General features: G+C 64.9%; 18 protein-coding genes. All 18 read left to right on the top strand.

Annotated features, from left to right (window positions below):
- Positions 1 to 51 precede the first annotated feature (51 nt).
- The 18 genes from BMX57_RS00435 (at position 52) to BMX57_RS00355 (ending at position 17,864) form a co-directional block, all read left to right on the top strand.
- Positions 52 to 1,722 carry a DUF3141 domain-containing protein gene (locus BMX57_RS00435; RefSeq protein WP_229724121.1) on the top strand — a complete coding sequence of 557 codons (1,671 nt, stop codon included), beginning with the start codon at positions 52 to 54 and terminating at the stop codon, positions 1,720 to 1,722.
- Between the two features lie 17 nt (positions 1,723 to 1,739).
- Positions 1,740 to 1,928, top strand: coding sequence for a hypothetical protein (locus BMX57_RS00430; protein ID WP_092361430.1), 189 nt, complete (start codon positions 1,740 to 1,742; stop codon positions 1,926 to 1,928).
- A gap of 56 nt (positions 1,929 to 1,984) precedes the next feature.
- Positions 1,985 to 2,827 (top strand): enoyl-ACP reductase FabI, encoded by an 843-nt coding sequence (fabI, locus tag BMX57_RS00425; RefSeq protein ID WP_092361428.1) that lies wholly within the window; start codon positions 1,985 to 1,987, stop codon positions 2,825 to 2,827.
- Complete coding sequence (gene petA / locus BMX57_RS00420; protein WP_373283062.1) at positions 2,827 to 3,426, top strand: ubiquinol-cytochrome c reductase iron-sulfur subunit; 600 nt, start codon at positions 2,827 to 2,829, stop codon at positions 3,424 to 3,426. Before fabI ends, petA begins: the two co-directional genes overlap by 1 nt.
- A gap of 39 nt (positions 3,427 to 3,465) precedes the next feature.
- Complete coding sequence (locus BMX57_RS00415; protein WP_092361424.1) at positions 3,466 to 4,161, top strand: CBS domain-containing protein; 696 nt, start codon at positions 3,466 to 3,468, stop codon at positions 4,159 to 4,161.
- 516 nt (positions 4,162 to 4,677) lie between these two features.
- Positions 4,678 to 5,043 carry a DUF5676 family membrane protein gene (locus BMX57_RS00410; protein ID WP_092361421.1) on the top strand — a complete coding sequence of 122 codons (366 nt, stop codon included), beginning with the start codon at positions 4,678 to 4,680 and terminating at the stop codon, positions 5,041 to 5,043.
- Complete coding sequence (locus tag BMX57_RS00405; protein ID WP_092361419.1) at positions 5,040 to 6,422, top strand: MBL fold metallo-hydrolase; 1,383 nt, start codon at positions 5,040 to 5,042, stop codon at positions 6,420 to 6,422. Before BMX57_RS00410 ends, BMX57_RS00405 begins: the two co-directional genes overlap by 4 nt.
- On the top strand, positions 6,419 to 7,927 hold the full coding sequence (locus BMX57_RS00400) for a thymidine phosphorylase family protein (protein WP_092361417.1): 1,509 nt from the start codon (positions 6,419 to 6,421) through the stop codon (positions 7,925 to 7,927). The genes BMX57_RS00405 and BMX57_RS00400 overlap by 4 nt, the downstream gene beginning before the upstream one ends.
- Complete coding sequence (locus BMX57_RS00395) at positions 7,924 to 8,871, top strand: ribose-phosphate diphosphokinase (protein WP_092361415.1); 948 nt, start codon at positions 7,924 to 7,926, stop codon at positions 8,869 to 8,871. The genes BMX57_RS00400 and BMX57_RS00395 overlap by 4 nt, the downstream gene beginning before the upstream one ends.
- A gap of 56 nt (positions 8,872 to 8,927) precedes the next feature.
- Positions 8,928 to 11,222, top strand: coding sequence for a copper-transporting P-type ATPase (locus BMX57_RS00390; RefSeq protein WP_373283071.1), 2,295 nt, complete (start codon positions 8,928 to 8,930; stop codon positions 11,220 to 11,222).
- Entirely contained in the window at positions 11,219 to 11,824 is a 606-nt protein-coding gene (locus BMX57_RS00385; RefSeq protein ID WP_143057857.1) for a type 1 periplasmic-binding domain-containing protein, read from the top strand. The genes BMX57_RS00390 and BMX57_RS00385 overlap by 4 nt, the downstream gene beginning before the upstream one ends.
- Positions 11,821 to 12,120, top strand: a complete 300-nt coding sequence (locus BMX57_RS00380; protein ID WP_229724117.1) for a DUF2933 domain-containing protein — start codon at positions 11,821 to 11,823, stop codon at positions 12,118 to 12,120. Before BMX57_RS00385 ends, BMX57_RS00380 begins: the two co-directional genes overlap by 4 nt.
- Positions 12,120 to 12,779: a methyltransferase family protein gene (locus BMX57_RS00375; protein WP_092361408.1), complete on the top strand. Its 660-nt coding sequence runs from the start codon at positions 12,120 to 12,122 to the stop codon at positions 12,777 to 12,779. Before BMX57_RS00380 ends, BMX57_RS00375 begins: the two co-directional genes overlap by 1 nt.
- Positions 12,780 to 12,807: 28 nt before the next feature.
- Complete coding sequence (locus BMX57_RS00370) at positions 12,808 to 13,272, top strand: cytochrome c (protein WP_218142409.1); 465 nt, start codon at positions 12,808 to 12,810, stop codon at positions 13,270 to 13,272.
- 111 nt (positions 13,273 to 13,383) lie between these two features.
- Complete coding sequence (locus BMX57_RS00365) at positions 13,384 to 13,884, top strand: c-type cytochrome (RefSeq protein WP_308419719.1); 501 nt, start codon at positions 13,384 to 13,386, stop codon at positions 13,882 to 13,884.
- Complete coding sequence (locus BMX57_RS20265) at positions 13,884 to 14,984, top strand: hypothetical protein (protein WP_143057856.1); 1,101 nt, start codon at positions 13,884 to 13,886, stop codon at positions 14,982 to 14,984. Before BMX57_RS00365 ends, BMX57_RS20265 begins: the two co-directional genes overlap by 1 nt.
- Entirely contained in the window at positions 14,981 to 17,032 is a 2,052-nt protein-coding gene (locus tag BMX57_RS00360; RefSeq protein WP_143057855.1) for an AarF/UbiB family protein, read from the top strand. The genes BMX57_RS20265 and BMX57_RS00360 overlap by 4 nt, the downstream gene beginning before the upstream one ends.
- Positions 17,013 to 17,864, top strand: a complete 852-nt coding sequence (locus tag BMX57_RS00355) for a ferric reductase-like transmembrane domain-containing protein (protein ID WP_229724114.1) — start codon at positions 17,013 to 17,015, stop codon at positions 17,862 to 17,864. The genes BMX57_RS00360 and BMX57_RS00355 overlap by 20 nt, the downstream gene beginning before the upstream one ends.
- Positions 17,865 to 17,924 lie beyond the last annotated feature (60 nt).

Raw genomic sequence — 17,924 nt, 5'->3', positions numbered from 1 at the left:
CCCGAGCACGCCGCCGCACCTGCATCAAGGGACGCAAAGACAGGCGCGCACGTGCCCTATGCGCAAGACGCCTTCGAACGCTGGGTGCTGTTTCTCGATACGCTGCGCGAACGCGCCGACAACATGATCGCGCATGAGCGGCAGGGCATGCCGCCGCTGCTTGATTTCGACTACGAGCTTCTGCGCGACGCACGCACTTTCAACCGGCCGGCCAACTATGCGCTGCTGAGGATCACGCGGGTGGGAGAGGATTGCTGGGACGATTGCGTCGATGAGGCCAAGCCGCCTGTGATCATCATCGACCCGCGCGCCGGGCACGGACCGGGCATCGGCGGCTTCAAGCGCGACAGCGAGGTCGGCATGGCGATGCACGAGGGCCACCCGGTCTATTTCGTGATCTTCTTTCCCGAGCCCGTGCCCGGCCAGACCCTGGCGGATGTGCATTATGCCTTGCGCGATTTCGTCTCCGAGGTCGCGCGCCGCCACCCGGACATGGCCCCCGTGCTGTATGGCAATTGCCAGGCCGGCTGGGCGGCGACGCTGCTGGCGGCGGATTGCGAGGGTCTCACCGGGCCGATCGTGCTGAACGGCTCGCCGCTGAGCTACTGGTCGGGCGAGGCGGCAAGCAGCCCCATGCGGATGATGGGTGCGCTGACCGGCGGCTCATGGGCTGCGCAAATGGTCTCGGATCTGGGCGACGGGCGCTTTGACGGGGCCTGGCTGGCGCAAAACTTTGAAAGCCTGCAACCGGAAAAGGCGATCTGGGACAAATACGCAACCCTCTTTGCCCATGCCGATACCGAGCGTGAGCGGTTCCTGGAATTCGAGCGCTGGTGGAACGGCTACTACACGCTCAGCCGCGAGGAAATCCTCGGCATCACGCAGAACCTGTTCATCGGCAACCGGCTGGAACTGGGAGAGATGCAACTGGACGCGCATTGCACCATCGACCTCAGGCGGATCGGCAACCCGCTCATCATCTTCGCCTCGGAGGGCGACAACATCACGCCGCCCGAACAGGCTTTGGGCTGGATCGCGAAACTCTATCCCGACACCGATGCGCTCAAGGCGGCCGGGCAACGCATCGTCTACATGACGCACGAGCATGTCGGGCATCTGGGCATCTTCGTCTCGGGCTCGGTCGCGCGGCTTCAGCACCGGGCGATCCTGGAAAGCCTGGACGAGGTCGAGGCACTGGCGCCGGGGCTCTACGAGATGGTGATCGACACCCCCGCGGGCGACCCGGATTGCGAGACCGGCGATTTCACGGTGCGGTTCGAGCCGCGCGAGGTCGATGATCTGGGCATTGCCTCGGACGATGCGGCCTTGAAGCAGGTGGCGCAGATTTCGCGGATCAACGAGGCGGCCTATTCGGCGTTCGTCAGCCCGTGGCTGCGGGCCGCAACCACCCCGGCCAGCGCCGAGGCCCTGCGCGCCCTGCATCCCATGCGCTGGACGCGGACGATGTTTTCCGAGCGGGCGAATCCGTGGATGGCGCTGGTCAAGTCCACCGCCGAAACGCTGCGCGAGACGCGCGACCCGTTGCCGGACGAGCATCCCGCGATCCTGGCCGAACGCGCGCTGTTGGCGCGCACCGGCGAGAGCCTGGCGGCCTGGCGCAAGGGGCGCGACGCATGGATCACCCATGTCTTCGGCGCGATGTTCGGCACTTTCCCCGTCACCACGGCACCCGCACAGGCGGACCGTCCGGAGGCCAAATAAACAAGGAGTGAACGAATATGGAATGGCTTTTTGAAAACTGGGTTCCGGTTCTCGTGTTCAGCGGGCTGGCGGCGATGCATCTGTTCGAGCATGGCCGCGCCAGAAAGCAGATGACCCGGCTGAAACCCGTCGCCATCGCGAGGGTGAGATCCCGGGCGCATCCTCTGAAACGGGCCTGGCAGCGTGAGCCGTGCAGCGAGAGCTAGTTCGCCGGCGGCAGACGCCAGACACCTCGTCGGCCTCATGTCAAGGGAGATGGCCCATGCCCGACTTTCGCGAATGCTGCGACCCTGCGGAATTGCTGGATCTGTCCGGTCGCAAGGGTCTGGTCGTCGGCATCGCCAATGATCGCAGCCTGGCGTGGCCCGCCGCCCTGCATTTTCGTCAGGCGGGTGCGGAGCTGGCCATCACCTATGTCGGCGAGCGCACCAAACCCCATGTCGCACCACTGGCCGCGCGGCTGGACGCTCCGATCCTGCTGCCCTGCAATGTCGCGGCGCCGCACGAACTCGCGGCCGTTTTTGAGGCCATCACCGAACGCTGGGGAAAGCTGGATTTCATCCTTCATGCCGTGGGCAGCGTGCCGCCCGCCGACCTTCATGGCCGCCTGACCGATTGCTCGGCCGAAGGATTCACCGAAGCGATGGATGTGTCGGTCCATTCCCTTGTCCGGATGGCCCGTCTGGCCGAACCCCTGATGACCAGCGGCGGCAGCCTGATCACGCTGAGTTATCTCGGCGGGGAACGTGTCGTGGAGAACTACAACGTGATGGGGCCGGTCAAGGCCGCGCTCGAAGCCACGGTACGCTATCTTGCGCATGAACTGGGCCCCGCCAGTATCCGCGTCAACGCCATTTCGGCCGGGCCGGTGCGGACCCGTGCGGCGTCGGGATTGACCGGTTTTACCGGACTTCTGGGCGCGACGGCGCGTGCCGCGCCCCTGCGGAGAAACATCGAGGCCGACGAGGTGGGCCGAGCCGCCCTGCTGTTCGCCAGTGACTATACCAGCGGCATCACGGGCGAGGTGCTGCATGTGGATGCGGGTGTTCATATCGAAAGCCCGGTCCTTGCAGCCGAGACAAACGACAAACCGGAGGAGTCATGATGAGCCAGACGAATGACCACCCCGATCAGGAACCCGCGTCGGAGCGACGCGATTTCCTCTACTATGCAACGGTTTCTACCGGAGCGGTTGCCACCGGCGCTGCCGTCTGGCCCTTGATCAATTCGATGAACCCCTCAGCCGACGTAGCCGCCGCCGGGACGGTCAGGGTCGATCTTTCCGGCGTCGAACCGGGCCAGCGTATTACCGTGAAGTGGCAGGGGCGCCCGGTCTTCGCCTGGCGCAGGTCTCCAGCGGCAATCGAGGCTGCACGTGCCGTCGATCTCGACGAGCTTCCCGATCCTGTTGATGAAACGGGCGAGAATCCCAATCTAAGTGGCGAAGAGCCGGCACTGGATGAAAACCGCGCGGCGGGGGAGGATGGTGAATGGCTGATCGTCATCGGGGTCTGCACGCATCTGGGCTGTATTCCCCTGGGCCAGGATGGGGCGGCGGTGGGCGAGTTCGGCGGGTGGTTCTGCCCGTGCCACGGGTCGCATTACGATACTTCGGGTCGGATACGGAAAGGGCCGGCACCGCGCAACCTCGACATCCCGCCCTACACGCTGGGCGAAGACCTGCAACTCGTCATCGGCACCTGACCGAAGAATCGTCCAATAGTCCAAGAAGGAGACCACGACATGCAAGCCAAGGATATCATGACAACATCCGTGATCTCGGTCCCGCTGGAGGGACAAGTCGAGGACGCGGTGCGCCTGATGCTGGACCACCACATCAGCGCGCTGCCCGTCGTCGACGCAGAGGGCGGCCTCAAGGGACTTGTCAGCGAAGGCGATCTCATGCGGCGTGTCCGCGAAACCGACGGCCCACGCCGGTCCTGGTGGCTCGAAGTCCTGGGCGGATCGAGCGATTCCACCCGGGATTTCGTGAAACTCAAAAGCCACCACGTTGAGGATGTGATGACACGCGATGTCGTTTCCGTCGAGGAAGACACGACTGTCGCCGAGATCGCGCGCCTTCTGGAAAAGCACAGGATCAAGCGGGTGCCGGTGCTGCGATCCGGTCAAGTGGTCGGCATTGTCAGCCGGGCGAACCTGCTCCATGCCTTGTCGGCACTCAAGGAAGGGGTGCTGCCGGAGCCGTCGGAGGACGACCGCGTGCTTCGTGCGAAGATCAAAGAGGCACTGAAGGAAGTGCCCGGTGCAGCGGTCAACCTGATCAACTACACGGTGGAAAACGGCAATGTCTCCGTCTGGGGTGTCGCCGATAGCGATTTCCAGGAAAATGCCGTTCGCGTTGCCGTGGAGAACGTGCCCGGCGTCCGCAGGGTGGAGGTCCATATGGGCCGGCTGCCAGCTTGGGCCTACGGTATCTGACGTTCGCACGTGCGGTCGATGGACCCTGGCTGAGCGAAGCTCCGGGTTGCAGGGCAGTTTTCGCGTCAAGACGCACGATTCCTCGGGTCAGCGTCGTTTCCCTCGAATGCGGTCGTCTTCTTTCCGTCGATGACACCGCCTCATCCGTCACTGGACGGCCTGGCAGGTTCCGATGCGTGTAATGCTCGCCGGCCAGTGGCGTCTACAGGATGAACCCAAACGAAAGGGAGCCCAGATGAACAGCCGTACCGATCCCAAGACACAAGATACATCCGCCTCAAAGCCGACCGGATGTTGCGGTGGCAAGGCCCAGGCGCAACCGAAACCGAATGTCGAACCGCAGATCTCGCAAACCGCCGAGGCAAGACCGGCCAAATCCGGCTGCTGCTGCGGCCGGAACTGAAGCGATGTTTCGCAGGATGGGCGTCTTGCACCAGTCGCGCCCATCCTGAAGCGGGGACGTCCGGCGGGCGCACTCGCACTCCGGGTTGATGATTTACAAGAATGGAGCAAGCCATGATGCCCATCCTCTATTTCACCGCCGTCGCGGCGATCCTTTTCCTGGCCCTGCGCATGACGTGCGGGGCCTGCGTCATGGGCGCGAATGACGGGACAGGGCGCGCGTATCTGCCCATCGTGCCGCTGGGTTGGGCGCTGAGCCTGTTTCTGGTGCTGACCTACCTCGTGTGCATCGCCTTCGATCTGATCTTTCCCGGCTACGCGATGTACGAGGTCTGGTCCGGCCTGCTGCCCGGATTCGTTTGGCTGACCCCGGTGGGCTTCATCATCGGCCTGGTCGAGAGCTTTCTTTACGGCTGGTACGCCGCGCTGATCTTCGGTGGGCTCTACAACGCCATCGCGGGCAGGGGAGCAGGGGCATGATCCCGACCGCACGTCCCAAACTGCGCTTTCTCGGTGCCGCCGGAACGGTGACAGGATCGCGCTACCTGATCGAGGCCATGGGACGGCGCATCCTCGTCGATTGCGGCCTGTTTCAGGGCTTCAAGCAGCTCCGTGCGCGCAATCGCAAGCCGTTCCCCGTCAGGGTCAACACGATCGATACCGTGTTGTTGACACATGCCCATCTGGATCATTCGGGATATCTGCCGGCACTGATCCGGGCGGGGTTTCGCGGGCGGGTGCGTTGCACCGAGGCAACGGTGGATCTTTGCGGACTTATTCTGCCCGACAGCGGGCATATCCAGGAGGAAGAGGCGCGCTATGCCGCCAGAAAGGGATATTCCAGTCACAAGAACCCAAGACCGCTCTACACGCTCAAGGACGCAAAGGCTGCGCTGGATCGCTTTGAGCCGCAGCCTTTCGACCAGAAGATCGATCTGGGCGACGGCATCGCGGCCAGCTTCCTTCCGGCTGGGCACCTGCTTGGGGCGGCGCAGATCCGGCTGGAGATCGGCAGCCGCGTCGTCCATTTCAGCGGCGATCTGGGCCACGAGACCGATCCGCTGATGCGACCGCCAAGACCGTTCGGCGGGGCCGATGTGCTGGTCTGCGAATCCACCTACGGCAACCGGGCCCATCCCGATACGGACCCCGAGGCCGAACTGGCCCCGGTCCTGAAACGCACCTTCGCCCGCGGTGGCACGGTGCTGATCCCGTCCTTCGCTGTCGGACGGGCGCAAGGGCTGATGCTGCATATCGCGCGATTGATGGGACGGGGCGACATCCCCTATGTTCCGGTGTTCCTCAACAGTCCGATGGCGGTGGACGCGACCGAGATCTATCACCGCCACCACGACGAACATCACGTCAGCCGCGAAGACTGCGTGGCGATGTTCGAGATCGCCAAGCGCGTGAACACGGTCGAGCAATCGAAGGATCTGAACACCCGCCAGGGTCCGATGATCATCGTCTCCGCCAGCGGAATGTTGACCGGCGGGCGCATCCTGCACCATCTGGCCAGCTTCGGCGGGGATCGGCGCAACACGATCCTGCTGTCGGGCTTTCAGGCCGGCGGAACGCGTGGCGCGGCGCTGGCCGGGGGGACGCGGAGTTTGCGCATGTTCGGTCGTGAGTTCCCGATCGAGGCCGAGGTGGTTCAGCTCCAGTCCTTTTCCGGGCACGCCGATGCCGGTGAGATCATGCGCTGGATGTCCGCCGGTCCCGCCCCGGCGATGACCTATCTGACCCATGGAGAGCCTGCCGCCGCGGACACATTGCGATTTCGCGTCGAGCATGAGCTTGGGCGACCCGCGCGCGTCCCGGAGCACCTCGAATCCGTCTATCTGGACCGGCCTCAATGACCGAAACCCTTGCTCTTGTTCCCTCCGGCATCGACACTTACCGTCAGCCGGTCGTTTATATGCACGAAGACTGCCATGTCTGCCGCGCCGAAGGCTTTGCCGCGCAAACCCGCATACGGATCGACCTGAGGGACCGCTGGATCATCGCCACGCTGAATGTCGTCGGCCGAGGGGAATGGCTTGCCGTTGACCAGGCGGCATTGTCCGCCTCCGCCTGGGCAGCGCTTGGCGCGCGGGCAGGGGACCGCGCGACGTTTTCGCATCCCGAACCGCCCGCCTCGGCGTCGATGATCCGGGCGAAGGCCTATGGCGAGCGGCTGGATCAGGCGGGTTTCGCGGGCATCGTCAGCGACACGCTCAACAGCCGGCTTTCGGATCTCGACCTTGCCGCATTCGTCACCGCCTGCGCGGGCGACCGGCTGGACGAGGCCGAGACCGTGGCCCTGACCCGTGCCATGAGGGATGCCGGCCAGACGCTCGACTGGGGGGACCGGGCCGTACTCGACAAGCATTGCGTCGGCGGATTGCCGGGCAACCGGACGACACCGATCGTCGTCGCCATCGTCGCAGCAGCGGGGTATCTGATCCCCAAGACATCCAGCAGGGCGATCACCTCGCCGGCGGGGACGGCCGACACGATGGAGGTCATGGCGCCAGTGGCGCTTGACACCGCCGCGCTGCGCCGGGTGGTCGAAGCCGAGGGCGGCTGCATCGTCTGGGGTGGCGGGCTCGCGCTCAGCCCCGCCGACGATCATTTCATCCGTGTCGAACGCCCGCTCGATTTCGACTCCACCGGTCAGCTCGTGGCGAGTGTACTGTCGAAAAAGAGCGCGGCCGGTGCCACGCACGTTCTGATCGACCTGCCGGTCGGACCTACGGCCAAGGTGCGGTCGGCCGGGGCCGCCGAAGCCCTCGGTGCCCGGCTGTCATCGGTGGCCAAGGCGTTGGGTCTGAACCTGGCGCTGCACATCAGCGACGGTGTGGCCCCCGTGGGACGGGGCATCGGCCCGGCGCTGGAGGCCCTGGACGTTCTGGCGGTTCTGCGGCGCACGCCGGACGCGCCTGTGGATCTGCGCGAACGGTCGCTGGACCTGGCCGGGCATCTTCTGGACCTCGCGCCGGACGCCGCGGCGGGGCAGGGACGGGATCGCGCTCAGGCCCTTCTCGACAGTGGCGCGGCGGAGGCCAAGTTCATGGCAATCTGCGCGGCACAGGGCGGTTTCCGCGAACCCGGAAGCGCGGAACAGCGCATCGACATACGCGCCCCTCATGCGGGCCAGCTGACCGCTATCGACAACCGACGCATCGCGCGCATCGCCAAGCTGGCCGGTGCCCCGCGTCAGAAGAGCGCCGGCATTCGCCTGCTGGCGCGTATCGGTGATCGTGTGGACAAGGGCCAGCCGCTCTATGTACTCCATGCCGAGACACCGGGCGAACTGGCCTATGCCCTCGCCTATGCCGAGTCCCAAACCGGCGTGCTCACGCTGTCCGAGGAGGTGTCATGATCCTTGTTACGTTTCCCGAGATGAGACCGCTGGCCGAAGATCTGGCCCCCGCGATCGGGGCGGACCTGCGCGAACTCGACTGGCACCGTTTCCCCGATGGCGAAAGCCTGATCTCGCTGCCCGGCAAGCTGGACGGGGCCGACGTGGCGCTGCTGGCGACACTGCGCGATCCCGACCGCCTTGCCCTGCCATTGCGCTTCGCCGCGGCGACGGCCCGCGAGATGGGCGCGCGCCGCGTCGGATTGATCGCCCCCTATCTCGGCTACATGCGGCAGGACCGCCGTTTCGAAGCCGGGCAGGCGGTCAGCGCGCCGCTGTTCGCGCAGTTCCTGGGGCAAAGCTTCGACTGGCTGGTGACGGTCGATCCGCATCTGCACCGCATCGCGCGGCTGGACGATGTCTTCCCGATTCCGGCGATGCGCGCCGTGTCCGCCCCGCTGTTGGCAAGCTGGATCGAGACGAACCTGCCAGACGCCGTACTTCTGGGCCCCGACAGCGAAAGCCAGCAATGGGTGGCCGAGGTGGCCCGGCTCGCCGGACGGCCCCATGAAGTCCTGCGCAAGGTGAGGTCCGGCGACCGCAGCGTCGACGTCAGCGTGCCCGAAAGTGCGGCATTGCAGTCAGGCACACCGGTGATCCTCGACGATATCGCATCCTCCGGGACCACGATGGCGCGCGCCGTCGAACGGTTGCTTGACGCCGGGACGCCGGCACCTGTCTGCCTGGTCATCCATGCAGTCTTTGCGGATGGCGCCCATGACGCCATCCTGTCGGCCGGAGCGGCACGGGTCGTTTCGACCGACACCATACCCCATTCAACGAATGCGATCGGAATTGCCGGTGTGCTGACCGACGCGCTCCGGTCGCTTGCGGCAGGCCTTGACCTTCCAGCCGCTGGAACACCTAGGTTGGCACCGAATCCCGCTGAGAGGACATCCGAATGAACGACCAAGCAACCCGTGCGACATCCGGCACAGAAACAGTCATTTACGTCTGCCCGATGCACCCGGAGGTGCGGCAGAACGGTCCGGGCGATTGCCCGAAATGCGGTATGCATCTCGTGCCCGAAGCTGACGTTGCCGCCCATGCCGGGCATGAGCACCACGCCCACGACCACCACGCGAGCGCCGCTCCGGCGGACGGCAGATACGATACCGTCCCCGACGGCCATGACGGGGCCGTCTACACCTGTCCGATGCACCCGACCGTCCGCCAGACCGAGCCGGGATCCTGCCCGATCTGCGGCATGGGGCTGGAGCTTGAATCGGCGGCGATGGCGGCGGACGGTCCGAACCCGGAGCTTGTCGATTTTACCCGTCGTTTCTGGGTCGGCACGGTCCTGACCATTCCGCTTCTGATCCTCACCATGGCGCCCTATGTCGGGTTTCCCGGGGTGCGCGAGGTGTTCGGGGAGCGCACAACCCTGTGGATCGAGCTTGTGCTCGGAACCCCGGTGGTTCTCTGGTGCGGCTGGCCCTTCATGGTGCGCGGCTGGAATTCGTTCAAGACGATGAACCTCAACATGTTCTCGCTCATAAGCATGGGCGTGATGGCGGCGTGGATCTTCAGCGTCGTCGCCGTTCTCTCACCCGGCATTTTCCCCGACGGGTTTCGCGACGAGGAAGGTCATGTCGGCGTCTATTTCGAGGCGGCGGCGGTGATCGTGACGCTGGTGCTGCTCGGCCAGGTGATGGAACTGCGCGCCCGTGAAGGGACCGGCAAGGCGATCCGCGCGCTGCTGGACATGGCGGCCAAGACCGCGCGGGTGATCCGGGACGATGGCGCCGAGGAGGAGATCCCGCTGGAGGATGTGCAGGTCGGAGACCGTCTGCGCGTGCGCCCCGGCGACAAGGTGCCGGTCGATGGCGTGGTACTGGACGGCCGGTCCTCGGTCGACGAAAGCATGATCTCCGGTGAACCCGTGCCGGTCGAGAAGACCGAGGGCGACCCGCTGACCGGTGCCACGATCAACGGCACCGGCAGCCTGGTGATGGAGGCGACGCGGGTCGGATCCGACACGATGCTGGCGCAGATCGTCGAGATGGTCTCGAACGCGCAACGCTCGCGTGCACCGATCCAGAAATATGCCGACAGGGTGGCGGGCCTTTTCGTTCCGGCCGTGATCGGTATCGCAATTCTGTCCTTCATCGCCTGGGCGATCTGGGGGCCGGCGCCCGCACTGTCCTATGCGCTCGTCTCCGCCGTTGCGGTTCTGATCATCGCCTGTCCCTGTGCCCTTGGGCTTGCAACCCCGATGTCGATCATGACGGCGACGGGGCGGGGGGCCCAGGCCGGGGTACTTATCAAGAACGCCGAGGCTCTGGAGCGGTTCGAGAAGGTCGATACCCTGATCGTCGACAAGACGGGGACGCTGACGATGGGCAAACCACAGCTTGTCGCCGTCCTGCCCGAGCGCGGTCACGACGAGGCGGAGGTCCTGCGTCTCGCCGCATCGCTCGAGCGCGGATCGGAACACCCTCTGGCCGAAGCGATCGTCAGGGGTGCCGAGGAGCGAAGTGTGAAGATGGCGAATGCCGACGACTTCGAGGCGGTCACCGGCAAGGGCGTCAAGGGGGTCGTCGACGGCAAGGCGGTCGCGCTCGGCAATCTGGCGATGATCCGCGAACTGGGGCTCGAGGCGGGCGACCTGACCGCCAAGGCCAATGCCCGCCGCGACGAGGGCGAGACGGTGATGTTCGTGGTGCTGGATGGCGAGATCGCCGGTCTTGTCGCTGTCGCCGACCCGGTGAAGGAGACCACACCCGCCGCCATCGAGAATCTGCATGAACTGGGGTTCCGCGTCATCATGGCGACCGGCGACAACGAGCGCACGGCCAAGGCCATAGGCGCACGGCTCGGCATCGACGAGATCCGGGCCGACGTGCTGCCCGAGGACAAGGCGCGGATCATCAAGGAATTGCAGGCCGAGGGCCGCAAGGTCGCCATGGCCGGGGATGGCGTCAACGACGCCCCCGCGCTCGCGCAGGCCGATGTCGGCATCGCCATGGGCACCGGCGCGGATGTGGCCATCGAAAGCGCGGGCATCACGCTGGTCAAGGGCAACCTCGACGGCATCGTGCGCGCGCGGCGGCTGGCCCGGGCCACGATGCGCAACATCCGCCAGAACCTGTTCTTTGCGCTGATCTACAACGCCTCCGGCGTGCCGGTCGCGGCGGGCGTTCTGTTTCCCGTCTTCGGCATCCTCATCAGCCCGATGTTTGCCGCCTTCGCCATGAGCGCCTCATCGATCTCGGTGGTGCTCAATTCCCTGCGGCTGAGAGGTGCAAGGGTATGAGACCTGACATCGTTCGAGGCGCACTGGTTGCTTTGGGGTTCACCATCACCGCGAATGCGGCGATTGCGCACGAGTTCACCGCAGCGCTTCTCGTGACCGGTGAGAAACAGGAGGCGCGACTCGCCCAGGCGGTCAACGGCTTCCTTCTGGCAGCAGACGAGCGCGACGGGCATCCCGCCGAAACATCCGATGGCCATCTCGGGGGGGTGGATGTGCAGGTTCTGCCGCTGCCTGCTGACGCAGCCGGGCGGGTCGCCGGATTGATCGGGACGCCTCGTACACGGCCCGATGTCCTGGTCGTGATGGGGCCGGAGCCGGAGGCATCCGCCGCGGTCGCATCGCTTGATTTCGCCGGCGTCGTGCTGCGTCCCGGCGCGCTTCCGAACGGCTGGGCGACCGAGGACGACACGGACAGCTTTGCCGCGCGCTACCGCAGTGGCTACGGCTCGGCGCCGACCGAGGCGGCGGCGCGGGGCTATAACGCCGCCCGGCGGCTGGATGCCGCGATCCGTCCGCTTGACGGGATCTCGCCGCGCGTGGCGCTGGAGACCGCTCTCGCCGATACCGCGAGTGGCATTGACTGGCAGGAGAATACTCGATGAAAGAAGATCCAAGGCTCGTTTCTGACGTTGCCCCCGAAGACCCGGAAAAACTGGACGGCTCGGACGGAGACTCCGAGCCGATCGCGCCCCCGTCGTTCTGGCGGTCACGCGCCGGCATCTATCTGATCGTTGCCCTGGCGGCAGGTGGCCTCCTTCTGGGTTACGAGCATCGCGTGCACATCCTGGGCAGCGGATTGCTGATCTGGCTGCCCTTGCTGCTCTGCGTTGGGATGCACTTCTTCATGCACGGGGGCCACGGAGGGCATGGCAGTCACGGCAAGGGGAACGATGAATAATGGACGATGCCGGTGCCTCATACGGCCTTTGGCTGCTGGTGTTCGTCAATTCGGCGGTCTTCATCATCTTCGCGTTCAGCTTCTTCAAGCCGCAGACCAAACGCGACTGGCGGAGTTTCGGGGCGTTCAGCGCCTTCGTCGTGGCGCTCTTCACCGAGATGTACGGGTTCCCGTTGACGATCTTCGTCCTGTCCGGCTGGCTGCAATCGACCTGGCCGGATGTCGATTGGCTGGCCCACGATAGCGGACATCTGCCTGAAATGATGTTCGGATGGCAGTCGAACCCGCATTTCGGCCCCTTCCATATCCTGAGTTTCGCGCTGATCGGAAGCGGCTTCTGGCTGATATCCGTCGCCTGGCACCATCTCTGGTCGGCGCAAAGGCAGGGGCGGCTGGCCACGACAGGTCCCTATGCCCGTATTCGCCACCCCCAATACGTGGGATTCGTTCTCATCATGTTGGGCTTTCTGGTGCAATGGCCAACCATCCTGACGCTCGCGATGTTTCCGGTTCTGGTCTGGATGTACGCCCGCCTTGCCCGCAGCGAAGAGGAGGACAGTTACGCCCGTTTTGGCGAGACCTATTCAAGCTACGTCAACAGGGTGCCCGCGTTCATCCCCAAATTCGCAAGCTCGGTGCGCGGGACCGATGCTCGCTGAACCCCAAGCAACCTGAAAGGAATATGCGATGAAGCAATTTGCAGTTTCGCTTGCAGCCATTGTCACGATTTCTGTGGCACCAGCCGCTTTCGGTGCATCTCACGGCGACGACATGACCATGATGAGCCCCGGGATCGTGATCCCGTCCATGGATTCGTCCAGGGGTCGGCTGTTATTTGCCTCCAAGGGCTGCGTCGTCTGCCATTCGATCAACGGCGTCGGCGGAGTGGACGCATCGATGCTGGATGCCGAATTCATGGACCTGCCGATGAATCCGTTCGATTTCGCGGCCCGCATGTGGCGCGGCGCCCCGTTCATGATCGAGGCGCAGGAGGACGAATTGGGATATCAGATCGACCTTACCGGCCAGGAACTTGCCGACATCATTGCCTTTGTTCACGATCCCGACGAACAGGAAAAGTTTTCCGAATCGGACATTCCGGAAGAACTGGAGGAACTGATGGAACACCAGGAAGAGGAAGCCCACGACTAGGCAGGCGTACGGCCACATTGCCGTCGGCCTGATCCTGGTTGCGACGGCCCGGATGGCACATGACGATGGCCCAAACGGACGTCTCCGGTTGGGCGAACAGGGTTTGGCGTATTGCTCGGTGACAATTGGGATGGAACGGAACAGATGCAAAGACGGGCTGTAAAGACAATCGTGATTTCAGTGTTCATTTCTGGCGTTGTTGCGCCGTACGCTCTTGCCCAGTCCGATGACGCAGGCGAGCGGCCACGGGTCAGCACGCAGATGCACGGGGCCGACGCAGGACGCCCGGCACCTGACCCCGAGACCGTCAAGGTGCCGGAAACCCTGAGTGCGCCCGGCTATTTCGGCCAGGTTGCATTCGAACGCTCCTGTGCGTCCTGCCACGGCATCAACGCAGCCGGCGGAACCGGCAATGGCCCGCCGTTGGTCCATCCAATCTACGAACCCGGTCATCACGGCGATACGGCCTTCCTCAGGGCCGCCATGACCGGGGTGCAGGCGCATCACTGGGGTTTCGGTGATATGCCGCCCGTCGAGGGGATGACGGATGAAACCGTCGCCCTGATCGTCACCTACATCCGCGAGTTGCAACGCGCCAACGGAATCGAGTGATGGCGCGGCGCGTCGATCCGGCAATGGAGACCTCGGGGACGATCGTGCTGATCGGCGGCACGGGCGATGTCGGCAGTCGATTGGTATCCCTGCTGCTGGATCACACGGCGGCCAGCGTTCTGGTTGTCTCGCGCCGTGGCGGGGCGTCGGATGATCGGGTGAAGGCACTTCGCCTGAACATCGCGGCCCCCGATGCTGCCGCAGGAATTCCGCTTGGCGCGACAGTGGTCAACCTGACAGAGGCCACTCCACCATTGGTCGCGGCCGATGTCGTTCGCGCAGGCGGAAATTTCCTCGAAACCTCGGCCTCGCCGGACTATGTCGAGTTGATCCGACAGGAGGTGTCGGCGACCGGCGGCGCGGGCACCGGCGTCGTCTGCGTCGGCGCCGCGCCGGGCCTCAGCACGTTGATGGCTGCGGATGCCGGGCAAACCGAAGGATGCGCGAGCATCGACATCGGTCTGGAACTCGGCATGGGGCGCCACTACGGCAGCGCCGCGACGGAATGGTCGATCGGCGCCCTGGGCGACCAGTACCAGGTTCCCGGTGTCCCGAGCACAACGGTGCGGCCCGGGGACCTGCGCCGCCGCTTTGCCTTCGATCGGGGCGGGAGGTCGCGAAGGGCGCTCGGTGTCGGCTTCGCGCAGCAGGGTATCGTGGAACGATCGGAGAGGCGCCCGCCTGTCCAGGTCCGCACCTTTCTGGCGCTCCATCCGCCTTATGCGACGCATCTGACCGGCCTGCTCCTGCGCCTGGGCCTCGGGCCCATCCTGGCGCGGCACAAGCGCGGACTGACGCGCATCTTGATGCGGCTGCCACCCCTGGGACGCGTCGGCACCCGGATCGCGGTCGAGGCGCAGGGGCCGGACGGCGGCATTCTGGCAGCCCGGCATCTCGCGGCCGGCGATCAGGCAGAGGTCACGGCCGCGATGATCCTTGCGGCAATCCGTGCGCTCAACGCAGAAGAGCAACCACAGCGCGGCTCCACGACCATCGTCGACCACTTGACGCTGACCGAGGCATTCGACGCCTTGCACCAGCTCCTTCCCGACATGCCGATCGAGGCGTGGTCCAGCGGCACGGCGGGAGATCGGGCATGAGGCCAGTCGGCAACCTGCTCCGGCTTGTCCGGATTATCACCACCCTGTCGCCGGACATCCGGGCGCTTCGGCGCAACGACCCCGATGGCCGCGACAGGCGCGCCCCGGACCGCTTTGCGCGGAACCTGATTGCGCTAGGGCCGGTCTTCGTGAAGCTCGGGCAGATCCTGAGCACCCGCCCGGACATCCTGCCCGAAAGCTACATCGCAAGGCTGGCGGAGTTGCAGGAGCGTGTGCCCGAGATGGATTTCGCGACGATCCGGGGCGTTGTCGAGGCCGAACTCGGGGCGCCGCTGGAGACGGCCTTCGACAGTTTCGAACCCGTGCCCGTCGCCGCCGCGTCGCTTGCACAAGTGCACAAGGCGCGGCTGGCGGACGGAACAACCGTTGCCGTCAAGGTGCAGCGCCCGGGGCTGGACGCGCTGTTCCGCCGCGACCTCGATGCACTGGAGTTCGGGCTTCGCCTCCTGCGTGTGCTGGCGCCGCGGCGGCTTCGCCGCACGAACCTGCCGGCGTTTCTCTCGGAATTCCGGCGCTATTCGATGGGGGAACTGGATTTTCAGGCCGAAGCCCGCGTCATGGAGCGGTTTCGGTCGAATCTCGCCGGACAGGAAGGTGTGCGAGTCCCCAGGGCCTTCCCCGACCATACGACGGCCCGCGTGCTGACGATGGGCTGGGTCGCGGGCATGCGCCTGTCCGAGGCGGCGGCCACTCTTTCGGGATCAACCCGATCCGCATTGGTCGACCGGCTGGTGTCCATGCTGCTGGGGATGTTCGTCTCGGACGGCCTGTTTCACGCCGACCTGCATCCCGGCAACATCGTCTTTCACTCCGATGGCACGTTCACGTTGCTCGACTTTGGCATGTATGGCGAACTGAACGCGGCCGAGCGGGATCGTTTCGTGCTCTACTGGATGGCCGTGGCGCAGCGGCAGACCCGGCGCGCATACCATCATTTCAGCCAGCAGACCAAGCCGCTGCCGGACGCGGATCACGCCCGCTTCCGGCAAAGTTTCGACGACCTGGCCGCCCGGTTCTATGCAGCACCCTCGCGCCAAGCCAGCCTTGCGCGGACATACCTCGCGATGATGCGCGCGGGCTATCGCGCCGGGTTCGTCTTTCCCGCCTCGCTCATGCTTCACGCCAAGGCGCTGACGACGGCCGAGGCGCTTCTGTTCAAACTGGCACCCGACGCCCGCTTCGACGAAATCTCGCGGCCCTTCATCGCGCGAGAGGTGGCTGCAAGGCTTGCCGCAAGCGATCCGCTGGGGCGCATCTCCCAGGTTCTTCCCGAACTTCTGCTGACGGGTGCCATGCCGCCCGCCGAAGCGATTGACGAAAGCTGTGACAGCTCATCGACCCGCGGCATGTGGGAGAGCGTCTTGAGTGCATTCGGGCCGCCGGACAGGGGCCTCGGGCGAGTCGGGCTTGCAGTGCTGTTTCACCAATTCTCGCAGCGCCATCTGGGACAGGAGACGGAGCGATTGCTTGCGGAGACCTGGGCCACATACGATGTTCTGGAGGCCGATCTTCCGCTTCAGCCGAACATCGGCGCGATCCTGACCACGCATCTTGCGGCTCTGACCCTGGCGCTGCACCGGACCCTTGTCTCGCACGGCCGGTCGCCCGCGCAGAGCCACGCGCTGATCCATGCGATCGGCTGGGACATCTACCGCCGAATGGCCGATCCCCCCTGGGACCTGGCTCGCACGATCACCGCAGATCCGGCAAAACGGCTGCGGATCGCGACCGAGATGTTCCGTCGCTTCCCGTTCGGACCGCCGGGCTACGGATGGCGGGATGTCGAAGCGGGTGAGGATGTCGTCGCGTTCGACTGCACGAAGTGCCCGGTGGCCGAGTTCTTCGCCCATCACGACAACGCGGAGCTTTGCACCGCGACGTGGTGCGCGCTCGATTTCCCGGTCGCCGAAAAGTGGGGCGGAAGGCTCGTGCGGCCCAAGACCATTGCCGGCGGCCATGATCTTTGTGATTTTCGCTGGCATGCCGGAACGGCGCGGGCAGAGCGACATGCCCCGGCACCTTCGTAGTCCCGGCCTTGGAGCATTGATTTCGCAGGAGCATGCCAACTTCATCAGGCGACCAAGGAAACCATTCGACAATGTGGCTTTTCACACCCAACTCGAAACACCGAAACACCGGTTTTCCTTCAATCTGGAGATGTCCGACACCATGAACAGGAAACCCACGCTCTTCAGACATGGACTCGTCCTCGGGTTATCCGGTTTGGCCGGATATCTTTTGCTGGACTCTCGGGCCGAGTGGTCGGAAATGCATCGCTACAACCGTGCCCTGGGAGATCTTTCGCTACTGCTGATCGCCATGGCCATGTCGCTGGGTCCGCTTGCGCGACTTTCCACGGCTCGACTCATCCGGAAACTTCTGCCCTACCGTCGGGAACTTGGCATCTATGCCGTTCTTGCGGCGATCGTGCACACGATCATCATCCTGTTCGGCTGGGTCGAACTGGATTTCGCCCGTTTGTTCGGCTTTGAGTATCACCCGACACTGCAACGCTACGTGATGGTGCAGCACGGGTTTGCACTTGGCAACATCCTCGGAATCGCGGCGCTTCTTTACGGCATCGTGCTTGCGGCCACATCGAACGATTTCAGCCAGAATCGCCTTGGTGCATCGGTCTGGAAATACATCCAGCAGGGCACCTACGTCTTGTGGTGGCTGACTGTGTTGCACACGGCCTACTTCCTTTTCATTCACTTTCTCGACTTTCATCGCCGGACCCCCGAGCCGAATTGGGCGCAATGGCCCTTCATGGCCCTTGTCGGCGCCATACTGGCGTTGCAGCTGGCGGCAACGATAAAGACATGGCGCGCCCAGCGGCACAGGCGGGCCGCGACGTGAGATCGACGAAACCGGCGGGCAGCCGAAACATGATTTCGGGGCAGGGCCGCGGCGCGGACA

Origin of the sequence: Cribrihabitans marinus, from assembly GCF_900109035.1 — a bacterium.
Taxonomy (GTDB): domain Bacteria; phylum Pseudomonadota; class Alphaproteobacteria; order Rhodobacterales; family Rhodobacteraceae; genus Cribrihabitans; species Cribrihabitans marinus.
This window is presented reverse-complemented; position numbering and strand designations above follow the sequence as displayed.

Bases quoted from the DNA above. Each gene is read 5' to 3' on its own strand.
- BMX57_RS00390 (WP_373283071.1), top strand. From the start codon at position 8,928: ATGCACCCGGAGGTGCGGCAGAACGGTCCGGGCGATTGCCCGAAATGC.
- BMX57_RS00430 (WP_092361430.1), top strand. From the start codon at position 1,740: ATGGAATGGCTTTTTGAAAACTGGGTTCCGGTTCTCGTGTTCAGCGGG.
- BMX57_RS00405 (WP_092361419.1), top strand. From the start codon at position 5,040: ATGATCCCGACCGCACGTCCCAAACTGCGCTTTCTCGGTGCCGCCGGA.
- BMX57_RS00360 (WP_143057855.1), top strand. From the start codon at position 14,981: ATGAGGCCAGTCGGCAACCTGCTCCGGCTTGTCCGGATTATCACCACC.
- BMX57_RS00415 (WP_092361424.1), top strand. From the start codon at position 3,466: ATGCAAGCCAAGGATATCATGACAACATCCGTGATCTCGGTCCCGCTG.
- fabI (WP_092361428.1), top strand. From the start codon at position 1,985: ATGCCCGACTTTCGCGAATGCTGCGACCCTGCGGAATTGCTGGATCTG.
- BMX57_RS00410 (WP_092361421.1), top strand. From the start codon at position 4,678: ATGATGCCCATCCTCTATTTCACCGCCGTCGCGGCGATCCTTTTCCTG.
- BMX57_RS00355 (WP_229724114.1), top strand. From the start codon at position 17,013: ATGCCCCGGCACCTTCGTAGTCCCGGCCTTGGAGCATTGATTTCGCAG.
- BMX57_RS20265 (WP_143057856.1), top strand. From the start codon at position 13,884: ATGGCGCGGCGCGTCGATCCGGCAATGGAGACCTCGGGGACGATCGTG.
- BMX57_RS00370 (WP_218142409.1), top strand. From the start codon at position 12,808: ATGAAGCAATTTGCAGTTTCGCTTGCAGCCATTGTCACGATTTCTGTG.
- BMX57_RS00380 (WP_229724117.1), top strand. From the start codon at position 11,821: ATGAAAGAAGATCCAAGGCTCGTTTCTGACGTTGCCCCCGAAGACCCG.
- BMX57_RS00395 (WP_092361415.1), top strand. From the start codon at position 7,924: ATGATCCTTGTTACGTTTCCCGAGATGAGACCGCTGGCCGAAGATCTG.
- BMX57_RS00385 (WP_143057857.1), top strand. From the start codon at position 11,219: ATGAGACCTGACATCGTTCGAGGCGCACTGGTTGCTTTGGGGTTCACC.
- BMX57_RS00375 (WP_092361408.1), top strand. From the start codon at position 12,120: ATGGACGATGCCGGTGCCTCATACGGCCTTTGGCTGCTGGTGTTCGTC.
- BMX57_RS00400 (WP_092361417.1), top strand. From the start codon at position 6,419: ATGACCGAAACCCTTGCTCTTGTTCCCTCCGGCATCGACACTTACCGT.
- petA (WP_373283062.1), top strand. From the start codon at position 2,827: ATGAGCCAGACGAATGACCACCCCGATCAGGAACCCGCGTCGGAGCGA.